General features: G+C 39.8%; 11 protein-coding genes. 2 read left to right on the top strand and 9 right to left on the bottom strand.

Going from position 1 to position 13,188, the window contains the following annotated elements; translation table 11 throughout:
- Positions 1-30 precede the first annotated feature (30 nt).
- Positions 31-1,554, bottom strand: a complete 1,524-nt coding sequence (locus BA724_RS13530) for an aldehyde dehydrogenase (RefSeq protein ID WP_141719941.1) — start codon at positions 1,552-1,554, stop codon at positions 31-33.
- Between the two features lie 18 nt (positions 1,555-1,572).
- Entirely contained in the window at positions 1,573-2,250 is a 678-nt protein-coding gene (locus tag BA724_RS13525; protein WP_069939168.1) for a GntR family transcriptional regulator, read from the bottom strand.
- Positions 2,251-2,508: 258 nt separating this feature from the next.
- Here BA724_RS13525 and BA724_RS13520 point away from each other — a divergent pair, with 258 nt between their 5' ends.
- Positions 2,509-3,954 (top strand): sigma-54 interaction domain-containing protein, encoded by a 1,446-nt coding sequence (locus tag BA724_RS13520; protein ID WP_069939167.1) that lies wholly within the window; start codon positions 2,509-2,511, stop codon positions 3,952-3,954.
- A gap of 711 nt (positions 3,955-4,665) precedes the next feature.
- Complete coding sequence (locus BA724_RS13515; RefSeq protein ID WP_069939166.1) at positions 4,666-4,956, top strand: Arm DNA-binding domain-containing protein; 291 nt, start codon at positions 4,666-4,668, stop codon at positions 4,954-4,956.
- Between the two features lie 382 nt (positions 4,957-5,338).
- Here BA724_RS13515 and BA724_RS13510 read toward each other — a convergent pair whose 3' ends face one another.
- The 7 genes from BA724_RS13510 to BA724_RS13485 all read right to left on the bottom strand — a co-directional run bounded on the left by BA724_RS13510 (position 5,339) and on the right by BA724_RS13485 (position 13,099).
- Positions 5,339-5,521, bottom strand: a complete 183-nt coding sequence (locus BA724_RS13510; RefSeq protein ID WP_069939165.1) for a hypothetical protein — start codon at positions 5,519-5,521, stop codon at positions 5,339-5,341.
- Positions 5,522-5,966: 445 nt separating this feature from the next.
- On the bottom strand, positions 5,967-6,137 hold the full coding sequence (locus tag BA724_RS18655; protein WP_169818553.1) for a hypothetical protein: 171 nt from the start codon (positions 6,135-6,137) through the stop codon (positions 5,967-5,969).
- 98 nt (positions 6,138-6,235) lie between these two features.
- A complete protein-coding gene (glnA, locus tag BA724_RS13505) occupies positions 6,236-7,594 on the bottom strand; it encodes a type I glutamate--ammonia ligase (protein ID WP_069939164.1) in 1,359 nt (452 codons plus the stop codon).
- 653 nt (positions 7,595-8,247) lie between these two features.
- Positions 8,248-9,471, bottom strand: a complete 1,224-nt coding sequence (locus BA724_RS13500) for an ROK family transcriptional regulator (protein WP_069939163.1) — start codon at positions 9,469-9,471, stop codon at positions 8,248-8,250.
- Between the two features lie 120 nt (positions 9,472-9,591).
- Positions 9,592-11,334, bottom strand: a complete 1,743-nt coding sequence (locus tag BA724_RS13495; RefSeq protein WP_245676202.1) for a glycoside hydrolase family 2 protein — start codon at positions 11,332-11,334, stop codon at positions 9,592-9,594.
- 26 nt (positions 11,335-11,360) lie between these two features.
- On the bottom strand, positions 11,361-12,200 hold the full coding sequence (locus BA724_RS13490) for a carbohydrate ABC transporter permease (protein ID WP_069939162.1): 840 nt from the start codon (positions 12,198-12,200) through the stop codon (positions 11,361-11,363).
- Entirely contained in the window at positions 12,197-13,099 is a 903-nt protein-coding gene (locus BA724_RS13485) for a carbohydrate ABC transporter permease (protein WP_069939267.1), read from the bottom strand. The genes BA724_RS13490 and BA724_RS13485 overlap by 4 nt, the downstream gene beginning before the upstream one ends.
- Positions 13,100-13,188: the final 89 nt, after the last annotated feature.

Here is a 13,188-nt window from a genome sequence, read left to right as displayed (position 1 = left end):
AACACCCTGCCCTTCCTGTATGGTTAATTTTTATAGGATTTTAAATGGATCTGTAATAATATTTCCTGTGTCGACCCAGATACTTTTAACTTGTGTATACTCATGGACGGCTTGCATTCCATTCTCTCTTCCAATTCCGCTTGCTTTATAGCCGCCAAAAGGAGAAGCATAGGATACTTTACGATAGTTGTTAATCCAGACGGTACCGGCGTTTAACTTGCCGGCCATCCGATGTGCCCGCTGCACGTCTTTTGTCCAGACAGCAGCAGCAAGGCCAAATTCCGTATCGTTGGCAATTCGAAGAGCATCTTCTTCATCTTTGAATCGAATCAAACAAACAACAGGACCAAAGATTTCTTCCTGTGCAATTCGCATATCGTTTTGGACATCACCGAAGATAGTTGGTTCTACGAAAAATCCGTTTTTAAGCTCGTCTGTTGTTGGTCGTTTTCCTCCATGCAGTACTTTCGCACCTTCACTTTCACCAATTTCAATGTAGCTGAGTACTTTATTATGCTGTCCTTCAAAGGCAACCGTCCCCATTTCTGTTTCCATATCGAGCGGATTTCCGAGGCGAATTTGGCTTGTACGCTCTACTAGTTTCTCAGTAAATTCATCGTAAATCGATTCATGAACAAGCACTCGTGAACCTGCCATGCATGTCTGGCCAGACGCAGCGAAAATGCCGGCAAGCACTCCATTCACCGCATTAGACAAGTCAGCATCATCAAAAATAATGTTAGGTGATTTTCCTCCGAGTTCCAGCGATACACGGGCAAAGTGTTCAGCTGAATTTTTAACAATTAATTTACCGGTTGCCGAAGAACCTGTGAAGGCTAGCTTCCGTACATCAGGATGTCTTGTGAGTGCATCCCCGGCAGTATTTCCATAACCAGTAACAATATTGATCACACCCGGTGGAAAACCAGCCTCTTCCACTAGTTTCGCCAGCTCCAACAACGAGGCCGGTGTAACCTCAGAAGGCTTTATCACCATCGTATTTCCGGCCGCTATGGCTGGGCCAAGTTTAAAAAGTGTCAGCAATAATGGTGAATTCCACGGAATAATCGCCCCAACCACACCAAGCGGCTCTCGTACGGTATAGTTAATCATGTTTGGAATATCAACCGGAATACTTTCACCGTGAATTTTATCTGCGAGACCCGCAAAGTAATAGCACCAGCCTGGTAATGATTTCGTCTGTCCTAACATTTCTCGGATTAATTTTCCGTTATCCACAACCTCACTAATTGCAAGTATTTCTGCGTTTTCTCCAATTAAATCACCAAGTTTACGAAGCAATGCCGCCCGTCCAGCTCCATTAATCCTTGACCATTCCCCTGTCTCAAACGCAGCTTTTGCTGCTTTTACCGCCCGGTCAATATCTTCTGCCTCGCCCATTGGCGCCTGAGCCCACACTTCTCCAGTAAACGGATTAACTGAATCAAACATTTTTCCGGAAGCGCTTTCAATCCATTCGTTATTAATAAACATTTTGTATTGTTTCACGCCTGTATTTGGAAGTTCATATATAGTTTTTGTTGATGTACTCATAAATCGAATACTCCCTTTCTAGTTTATAATTGAGCTTTCTTCATTTTTATAAAAATAGAACTCCTTAAAATGGGCCATATCATTTTGAATATGCTGCTCCATTCTTTTGGCCGCTAATTCTGGATTTCTACTTTGAATTGCTTCAAAAACAGCATAGTGCTCTGACAAAAAGCTATCACTTCGGTTATATTGCTTAATAATCGTGTTCCGACAAAGTTGAATTAATGCACGGATATTGTACATCATGATCTTTAATCGATTATTTCTGCTAAAAGTGATAATGGATTCATGAAATTGCGTATTTAAGCATACCACTTTATCCATTCTTTTCGCGTTAATAGCCTCCTGCGTCATATCCAAAAATTGCTTTAATTGTACCAATTTTTCATTATTTATATTCTTTGCGGCCCAGTATACAGCAACAGATTCCAGACCCATTCGTACTTGATACAGTTCTAATGCATCTTGAAGTGATGGAGTGAAAACCGTTACAATTCCATCACTGTTAATAATAAGACCGTCTTGTTCCAGCTTCCGAAAAGCTTCCCTAACCGGTCCTCTGCTTACGCCAAATTCAGATGCTATTTTTGTGTCGATTAATCGTTCACCCGGAGAAAAACGTCCTTCTAATATGGACTGCTCTACGTTTTTATAAATCTGTTCGTATAGTGGATCCACTCGTTGCAGCTGGTTCACTTTCCCATTCACCTCCTTTTCATTTTCAGATCACGCATACAGTAATCGGTAGATTGCATGCTGTTAACTGTATACTCTCTATACTGCAAGTTGTATGCCAATAATTTTTCATACAGTTAACGTTATGTTTTGTCCATGTTTTGAACAGTTTTTTAAAAAGTTATCTAGTTTACGGACAACTGTATGTAATATTGACAGTTTTTTTTGCATATACTTTTTTATTAAATATGATTAAATTCTTTCTAAAGGAGTGGTGAAATGGAATCAGCATTTTCTTCTTTTCATGTTGACAAAGATTTTTTATCCGTAATTTTTGATAGTATTCATGATGGCATAAAGATTGTTGATAAGGATGGAAAATTTATTTTCATTAATCGTTCAGCTGAAAAAAATATGAACATTGTCCGCGATGAATGGATTGGGAGAAGCGTACACGAATTGTTGCCCGAATCCATTATTCTTAAAGCATTAAAAACGGAAGTTCCTCAAATTAATAAGCATAGTTTTGTCTGTAATAAAAATTTTATTGTTCATGCCTCACCTTTAACCTTTAAAGGTAAGCTTGTCGGAGCGATTTCTACTCACAAAGATGAGGATGAAATTGAATCACTCAAAGCATCATTCGATCATTTTACGCTGAATAAATATATTCATTTCCTTGAAAATGAACTTCATCGTGTACAGATTCTCCCTTTAGAAATGAAAGGCTTCGTTGTTTCAAAAAACAGCACAATTGTAAATGAACTTTCTAAAATTAAAAAACTGGCACCAACCGATATTTCTGTGCTTATCAGGGGTGAAAGCGGTGTTGGTAAAGAAGTCATCGCTCGTAATATCCATGAATTATCCAACAGAATCGGAAACCCTTACATAACTATTAATTGCGCTGCTATTCCTGAGAATTTGCTTGAAAGCGAACTTTTCGGGTATGAGGAAGGGGCGTTTACAGGGGCCAAGCGAAGTGGAAAGAAAGGAAAATTTGAATTAGCCAATGGCGGCACGATCTTTCTGGATGAAATTGGCGATATGAACTATCACCTTCAAGCAAAGCTCCTGCGAGTCTTGCAGCAAAAAGAATTAGTGCGTGTCGGCGGAGAAGAAACTATTCCATTGGATGTGCGTGTTATTGCCGCAACGAATAAGGATCTGGTATCCATGATTCAACATAATACCTTCCGTGAAGATTTATATTATCGAATCAACGGCATTACTTTCAATATCCCGCCTTTACGGGAACGAAAAATGGATATAGACATCCTTATTTCACACTTTTTAAAAGAATTTTCATATAAGTACAATAAGAAAATCGGTATCAGCAAAGAGGCTCACTATTTTTTGCTCAATCATCCACTACCAGGAAATGTGCGGGAATTGCGTAATGTGTTAGAACATGGTTTCGTGTTGGCCGAAACAAATGAAATTGAAATTGAAGACTTACCAAAGAGCATAACATCAGGACAGATTCAAGAATCTTCTTCCGCTCCATTATTCACAAGTGATGAGCCTGTTCCTTTGTCGACTTTTTTTGATAGCATGGATTTATCCGAAAACATAAAGAAGGTGGAAATCGCCCTAATTATTAAAGCGCTTACAAAATCAAATAATAACCGCTCAAAAGCTATTAAAATGTTGGGCATTTCCCGTCAGTCGTTTTATGAACGTCTAAAAAAATACGAAAAGGAAATTGCCCAGTATTCAAATTGACGGATTGTAATACTAAGTGTAATATTCAGAAAATAGAAATACCCTTTACAGCTTGGTGTAATAGAAAATGATCAACCTCTGTGACTTAAATAATCCAAATTGCGGAAATATAATAAGTTAATCACATTAAACAAAGCAACCTGGAGTGCTCTCTTTAGATTAGTTTTTTCCTTTGGTAATTTTTTAGAAAGATTTTTGAACTTTACATATAGTTATTTTTACAAACTCCCTCATTTCTCACTCTCTATTTTGATCCTTCCTTATACACACTTAATCATCGTTTCGCCTCTTTCTAAAAAAATCATCTGCAGTCTTTCCCTCATTCGAAGGGCACAGTCAGATTTACATTGATTCAATTATAGTTTTCCTCATTGGTGTTACAACGAATGTTTTTGCGCTATACAAAGATCTTCCCCTCCTTCTTTGGAGACAGACTCCCAGTCGACTGAGGCAGATTATTTTAGAGGAATGGCTAACACTGAAGCCTACAAAATGTCAATATAAATATGGTTCTTACGTATTTTGGTGGATGCAATCGAGTGTAAACACTTCTAAAAATAAGTATTTCTGGATATATAGTTATTATGATGATTAAAGTACAACCTTATTGTAAACCCCTCTCTTTACATAAAGATGCCCCAATATTGTACTTACAGCTGTCTAGAAAAAGTACATTATTATCTTTACGCTCAAATAAAGAAGGAAAGGAAAATGCAGATGGCCAGTATTCGCAAATATAAAAAAACCGGCGAAAAAAAAGCGTATTATGAATACCGCATCCGCTTTAAAGATCCTATAACACATGAATATAAAGAAAAATCAAAGAGAGGTTTTACGTCGTCAATCGAGGCTCAAATTATTGCTGCCGAAGAAGAAAAAAGAATTTTGGAAGGCTTTGAAGTTAATGAAAAAGTATACACCCTGGAATCGTTCTTAACCAACTGGCTATTAGAATACAAAAAGGCTCGGTCCGTAAAAATACGTATCTTAAATAATCAATGAGAAATCTTTCAATATATTCAAGTTCAGGCCCATATACGTCACTATTTTTTCTTGCGATTGCTGATATTCTTTTATGCAGCTCCTCATAAAATGACACATGCAGCGCGTAATTATCATCCTTTTCAAGTAGCTCCGCTTCGTATTCCTCAAGCTGTTCAAAAGACATCTCGTGAAATCTCATATTATTAAAAACCTCATTTCCAACGTTTAGTTAGATTACCATGACCTTGTTCTATTTGGCCGACCCTCTGTAGTTCTCTGCTGATTTTTCTCTGTCCTTTATTCATTCATGCAATAAAAAAGACCGGCCGCAGCCGATCGTTAAAAGAGTTCATTTTGCCGGTTATAGTTTAGCAGCTTTATCCCTCTCATCCGAAATGTTTTACACAAAAGGGTCTTCATCCGATAATATTCCTTCTGATTGGATTTTGCCAGAGGATAAAAATGCGGTTGTGTCTTCAATCAGAATATTCATGTTACGAGCGGCAAGCTGGATGAGTTCAATCCAGTCTGTATCTAATTTCAATTCATCCATTTTGTCTATCTTATCAGGAATTTTGTGCACAGAGAGTCCCTCCCTCCATAATATTTCCTTCTGATTGGATTCTGAAAATGCTCCAGTGTCCTCTATCGAAATATCCATGTTACGGGCAACTTGAATCAGTTCAATCTATTTCTTATCTTATTTAACCTCAACTCGACCCACCATCAAATCTCCCTATCTTCTGAGACAACTCAGTCACCCTGGCTGCTTGGCCTTCAATCTGTCAGCCTTGCGTCCTGCTCCTTCGACTAGTTTGCCATTATCTCGATTTCTATATATCTAAATTGTACTACATGATTTGATGAAATTTTGTCGGAAGGTGTCACTAGATAAAAAATATGATCATCCCTTTATCAAACTGAATCTTTAATCGATTTCGACAGGCATTTCCTTCTATTGAAACTAAACTATATAAGTGGAATGAAACTTTTTACATTCGCCGTTTAGGATCGTGCAGGAATTCCTTTTAAAAAAGCAGCGTCATGGGCTGCGGGCTTGGCGGCTGCGCTAACAGCACGGGCAAACGCTGAACCCGCCTGCCCCATGGAACGCGCAGCCCCGCGAATGCCGCTGTTCCATTGCCCGGGCTAAGTGCTGTTCTCATACGCTTTTTCTGAAAAGCAGAATCTAAAATCATTTGTTTAACTTATATAGAAAGAAAATAGCCCTCCATTTCACCAAAACGGTGGAATGAAGAGCTATTTTGAAAAAATCGAGCCAAAGCCCGCTTTTTTATTAGAATTTAGAATGGTAGTTTTCGACTTCCCATGAGTGAACAGCCAGACGGTAGCTATCCCATTCTGCTTTTTTCAGAGAAACATATTCGTTGTATACGTGATCTCCTAATGTTTCACGGCCAATTTCGCCTGCTTCTAATGCTTCTACTGCTTCTTTTAAGCTGCCAGGAAGGCTGTCAATTCCGGCAGAAGCTCTTTGTTCCTCCGTCATGTGGAAGATATCTTCATTAATGGACGCTGGCGCTTCTAGTTCTTTCTCAATTCCATTTAAACCGGCAGAAGCAATAACCGCAAACGTTAAGTAAGGATTTGATGATGGATCCGGGCAGCGTAATTCAACACGCGTCGCAAGGCCTCTTTTCGCTGGAATGCGAATAAGTGCTGAACGGTTAGAAGCAGACCAGGCAAGGTAGCATGGTGCTTCGTAGCCCGGAACTAAACGCTTGTAAGAGTTTACGAGCGGGTTTGTTACGGCCGCAAAGCTCTTCACGCTTACTAGCAAACCTGCAATAAAGTGGTACGCTTCTTTCGATAATTGTAACTCATCGGAAGGATCAAAGAAGGCATTTTCGTTTCCTTTAAAGAATGACATATTCACGTGCATACCAGAACCATTGATTCCAGCTACCGGCTTCGGCATAAATGTTGCGTGTAAGCCATACTTTCTTGCAACAGTTTTCACTACCCATTTATACGTAGTCGCTTTATCCGCCGCACCCAGGGCATCTGCATACTTAAAGCTAAGTTCATGCTGGCCTTCCGCCACTTCATGGTGCGATGCCTCAATGGTGAAGCCCATTGCTTTTAAGGCACGGTAAATCTCTAAACGAACGCGCTCACCAAGGTCTTTTGGAGATGGCTCAAAGTAACCGCCATTATCCGATAGTTCAGTCGTTGGGTTGCCATTTTCGTCTGTTTGGAACAAGAAAAATTCTAATTCTGGACCAACTGAAATGGTATAGCCCTGTTCCGCTGCACGATCAACTGTTTTCTTTAATACGTTGCGAGTGTCTCCTTCAAACAATGTGCCATCTGGATTTACAGCAGAGCAAAGAAAACGTGCTTCAGCGTAACCTTCTTCTTCTGTCCAAGGAAGAACCGCAAACGTCGATAAATCCGGCTGAAGATAAAGATCCGAATTGTTGATGGCAGAAAAACCTTTAATAGACGAACCATCAAACATCATTTTGCCTGCTGCTACATCTTCTAATTGTTCAGCTGTTACAGTGACGTGCTTTAAGATCCCTTCAATATCTACAAATTGTAAGTGCAGTAATTCAACACTTTTTGTTTTAATCGTTTCTTTAATTTTTTCTAAAGCTGCATCTGTTGTGTTTGAAATAAGAGTTTCTGTCATGTCATCTTTTCCCCCGCACTTATGTTAAATAATATCACATTCGTTGTTTTGATTATAGTGCAATCGAAATTCTTTGACAAGAACTTTTTCGAATATTTATATTAATTTTAGTGTTGAATGTTCACTATAAAGTTAAATAATGCAGCCTTTTTCAAAAATAAGCCCCTGTAAAGAGCCATTTTGTCATTTTCCGAATAATAAAAATGATAAATGAATGCTGAAATTGATGAATTCAAGAACGCATTCTTAATAGAATCCAAAAACAAAATGCACTGACAAGAGAATGTCGCTCTTCCCTGCCAGCGCATTGAACAGGCTGCCAGCAAATTATTCAAATCATCCTTCCTTTTGATTTAAACTATCCTTTATATCGATTGTACGTTTTTTACACAAAACAAAAAGCGTTAAACCTTTTTCCATTAAGGTTTAATGCTTTTTGAGGGACGCTCATTACATCATGCCACATATACAAAAGGAAAAAATCAGGTTAAAAAACGCTTTAAATCAACGTTTCCCGATTTAATTTTAAATGGCATTCGACCAAAATGAAAAGGGCTATGAGAAGAAGGAAACGTTTTGTTTTAAAAAATCACTTCTGCTCCTTCTGCATCATTTACTTTTCGGCTCAAAAATGAATGATCCGCAGCCAATCTTCAAACAGACTCCAGACGGCCTATTTTAAATATTTTCTTTAAGATTAACGTAACAGCACCGAGAACCATTCCTTTTTTCCCTAAATCTGAGCATACAATCGTAATGTTTTCCGGAGAGCTTTTAAATGTATACTTTTCAACCATCTCTTTCACTGCATTTACTATATGTGGACCTTCTTCAAAAATATGCCCTTCCAAAATAATTTTGGATGGTTTTAAAATATTGACCATGTTAGCCGCCGCAATTCCCAAGTACTTCCCACTCTCGTTTAAAATAGACATAGCCAGCTCGTCACCATCGTTTGCGGCTTTGAACAAGGAACGAATCGACAATTGATCTTCCTTCATTTCATGCAGCAAGGATTCAGGATAATGCCTGCTTTCTTCTTTCATTTTGTTCAAAATGGCTTTTTCAGAAGCATATGCTTCCAAGCAGCCATCATTTCCACATTCACAACGAGGGCCATCCATGTTGACAACCGTATGGCCAATTTCGCCGGCTGTATTAAATGGACTTCTGTATACTTCATTATTAATGACGATGCCAGAGCCAATTCCTTTTCCTACACTTAAAGAGACGAAGTCAGCTGTTCCTTTCCCCTGCCCAAACCAGCTTTCTCCAATCGCAAGGGCCCGAACATCATTTTCTACCATGACAGGCAGCTTAAATTCTTCTTCTATAATTTCTTTAATCGGGATATTGCCTAAGTGAAGGTGAGGGGAATAGATTGCAACTCCTTGATCGGGGTCTACTAATCCATGCATCGCAACGCCGATTCCAAGAATAGCACGTTGGTCGACCTTTGATTCATCCAGCACATAATGAATACTTTCCTTCAGCCTATCAATAAAAACAGCTTTCGATGGCAAGGTCATCGTTTTTTGTACATAGTCGAAAACGATTTTTCCATCCATCGTAGTCAATACAGTACGCATGACCTCAGCTGCCGCATAAACGCCGATGATATAGTGAGCAGAGTAATTAATTCTTAGCATAATCGGCCTTCTGCCACCGGCTTTTGAACTGACCGACTCTTCTTCTTTCACTAAATTGTTCTCCACTAATTCATTGACTAAGGAGCTCACTGTCGGAGGAGTCAATTTAGTGAATTTGGCAATTTCAGCTCTAGAAATTGGTTCTTTTAAACGGATGATATTTAAGACTGTCGATTGATTCAGCGTTTTCATTCCCTCAAAGCTGCCTTTTTGAAGCACAAAGGTCATAATCAGATCACCTCTTTATTTTCAACTTACGTAAGCCTTTTCTAACTAAGACGTTCGTTTCATCATACCATTTAACGAAAAAAAGCTGAATCAACATCTGTCAATTCAGCTGTATTCTACTTAAGAAAATCGATCATTGATTTCTTTTATTTTCTTAAGATCACACTTTGGCTTGCGATCATAAGTTAACAGGCCATTAATCTCCTGCTCAACATCTGTGAGCTGTGTATAACAGTAACCTTGAAGGATCGGTGATTGTCCAATCGCTGCTGTAACCGCTTCGTACTGTTCCACGAGTTCTTCACTGGACTGAACAGATGAATACCCCCATCCACTTTCATCAACTGTATACGCGATGCCGCCATATTCTGTGATCAAAATCGGCTCTCCTCGATATGAAAAGCCATCAGCATAAATTTGCCGGTTGGCCGGCTTCGATTGAATCGCGGAGTCGACCGTTGCATACGCTTTTTCAATCTCTTCAGCAGATTGATAATTGTGTATGCCGCAAAAGTCAGAGAGTGTGTGTTCCCAGCCGTCATTTGAAAGAACCGGTCTTGTTTGGTCGAGTGATTTTGTTACATAATACATAGCCAATGAGTGGTGTTGCTGCTGTATTTCATGGGCGACGCGTGAAATACCCCAGCTTTCGTTCAATGGCATCCAGGTGACAATACACGGGTGGTTGTAATCACGATTTACGACATCTATCCATTCCTTCGTTAGCCGTTCCGCTGCTTCTTCACTATATTCCCCCGCATTGGCCATTTCGCCCCAAACGAGAAACCCTAGCCGGTCCGCCCAATACAAATAACGTGGATCTTCCACTTTTTGATGCTTTCTTGCGCCATTAAAGCCCATTTCTTTTGCGAGTTCAATGTCCCTTTTCAGCGCTTTGCTGTCTGGGGCAGTAAGCAATCCTTCCGGAAAGTAGCCCTGATCCAAAATTAGCTTTTGGTAGTACCGTTTATTGTTTAAACGGAATTCTCCATTCTGAACGGATACTTTACGCATTCCAAAGTAACTAGAAACACGGTCGACCGTTCGATTCGTTTTAACAGTGAGGACCACATCAAATAAATTCGGATTTTCAGGGGTCCAATACCACCCGTCATTATGAATGTTGCTGCGATCGACAAAACGGTTGCGTATATTAAAACTTCTTTTTGTATATGTTTCATATACTTTCAACGTGTCCTGAATAATCCTTTTTCCCTTATAGGAAATGTCGACCGTTACTTCTGGTTCATGATCAATCCCGGACAGCTCTAGTTCCATTTGAATATCACCTTTATCAACATTTGGTGTCCAGCGAAGCTTTTGGACATGGATAGGTTCTACCGCTTCCATCCAGACGGTCTGCCAAATGCCCGTCGTCCGTGTATAAAAGATCGATTCCGATTGCTCATGCCAATACTGCTTGCCGCGAGGGATGGTCTGGTCCTCTGATGGATCTTCCACCCTGACGACAATTTCATTAGTACCCTCTTGTACAGCTTCTGAAATGATCGCTTTGAATGGTGTATTTCCGCCTTCATGAAACGTGACAAGCTCTCCATTCACATAAATCCAGGCGCGATAATCGACTGCACCAAAATGAAGAATAATTTGTTTTCCCTGCCACTCCTGAGGAATCGTTATGGTTCTCGAGTACCAGACAATATCATGGAAGGAAGGGTCATGAATCCCGCTTAATTTTGTCTGGTACGCAAATGGCACATTAATTTTTAATGCTTCAGGAAATTGCTTCTGCCATTTTTGAGACAAGCCTCTATTATCGTCATCAAATGCAAATGACCATTCTCCATTTAAATTTACCCACTCATCTCTAACAAGCTGTGGTCTTGGATAATTATATGTCACGGAAGATTCCTCCATCTCTGTCACTGTTATTTAATGCCTGTTTGTGTTACGCCTTTAATAAATTGCTTTTGGCCAATCAAGAAAATAATAATGATTGGAATTGTCGCGATTGTGGTCAGCGCCATTAATCTGCCGTAAGAAGAAACAAAGCTTCCCTGCTGCATAATGGCAATACCGGTTGTAATCGTCCGCATTTCAGGAGAACTTGTCGCCACAAGCGGCCATAGAAAGTCATTGTAAATCGTCATAAAAGAGAAGATCGCCAGTGTCGCCATTAATGGCCGTGCTGACGGCAGCACCACTTTTGTGAAGATCTGCCATTTATTCGCACCGTCAATCCGGGCAGCTTCTTCCAGCTCTTTCGGAAAAGATTTAAAAAATTGATAAAGCAGGAACACACCGAATGCATTTGCTGAATACGGGAGTATCAGCGGAGCATATGTGTTTAAAAGCCCCAAATTATTAAACTGCATGTAAAGCGGAAGGAACGTAATGACCCAGGGAATCATCAAGGTGCTTACAAAAATAGGCAGAAGCACCTTTTTAAATGGCACGTCCAGACGGGCAAGCCCGTAAGCCGCCATCGCATCAATGCTGACAATGATTGTAGTGCCAACCAGTCCAACAAACAGTGAGTTAAACATCCATTTGATGACTGGCGCACTCATGCTCGCATTTGTAAGAGTGTAGATATAATTGTCGGTTGTAAATTCCTTTGGCAGCCAATTTGTTCCGCCGCCGATTGCTTCAAAGTCACTTTTAAATGAAGTCGAAACCATCCAAAACAACGGAATTAGGAAAAAAGCGGCAATGATTAGCGCGATAACCATTAATAAAAATGTTTTCAGCTGTTTTTTGCGTTTCATTCTTTTGCCTCCTTCTCCGGCCGGTTCGTTACTTTCAGCTGAATAAGTGAAATGCCTACAATGATCAGCGACATAAGAACAGCCATTGCAGAAGCAGAACCAAGCTGTCTTAATTCAAAAGCCTGCTCGACGATTCCCATCAGCAACACCTCTGTTGAATCTCCCGGTCCGCCGCGTGTCATTAAATAAGGCTGACCGTAAATATTAAAGGAAGCGATCGTAGACGTAATTAATACAAATAACATGACCGGGCGGATTGTCGGCAGCGTAATATGTAAAAACCGCTCCCAGCTGCTCGCTCCATCAATATCAGCTGCTTCATACATTTCTTCCGGCACTTCATTTAGCGCATTGATGAAAATAATCATATTAAATCCAATCGTCCACCAAAGTGTTGCAATGACAATAGAAACCCAGGCAAACGGAATTTTTGTCAGCCATGGAATCGAATCCAGCCCCAGCTTGATCAATGTTTGATTTACTAATCCCGAGTTCGTGTCGAGCATCCACAGCCACAGTATGGCAACGACCGATACTGAAATCGAATAAGGAATAAAATAAGCCGTTCGGAAAAGAAATCGGATTTTCTCCGGCAGACTGTTAACAAGCATCGCTAGCCCAAGCCCTATTACGACAAGCAATGGCACACTATAGAGGACAAATTGAAACGTATTCCATAGACCACTGAAAAAAAGTTCATGGGCTGTTGAATTGGAATTAAAAATTTCCATATAGTTTGCCAACCCTACAAAAGGTCGGTTAGGAGAAATTAAATTCCAGTCATGTAAGCTAATAAAAATGCCATAAAAAAGAGGGATGGCCAAAAAGAGAATAAACATGGTCAAATACGGAAGAACAAATAAAAAAGAAGTGAAAGAGGATTTTTTCCTTTCATTCATTGCTGACACCTTCTTATCATCCCTTTCGTATGGAAGGGTTGACGCGAAAGAGGATTTTTTCTCTTCATTCATTGATAACACCTTCTTTC

This window comes from Domibacillus iocasae (assembly GCF_001750285.1).
In the GTDB taxonomy this organism is placed as follows: domain Bacteria; phylum Bacillota; class Bacilli; order Bacillales; family Domibacillaceae; genus Domibacillus; species Domibacillus iocasae.
Note: the sequence above shows the minus strand (reverse complement) of the source record. Positions and strands in the feature narration are given on the sequence as shown.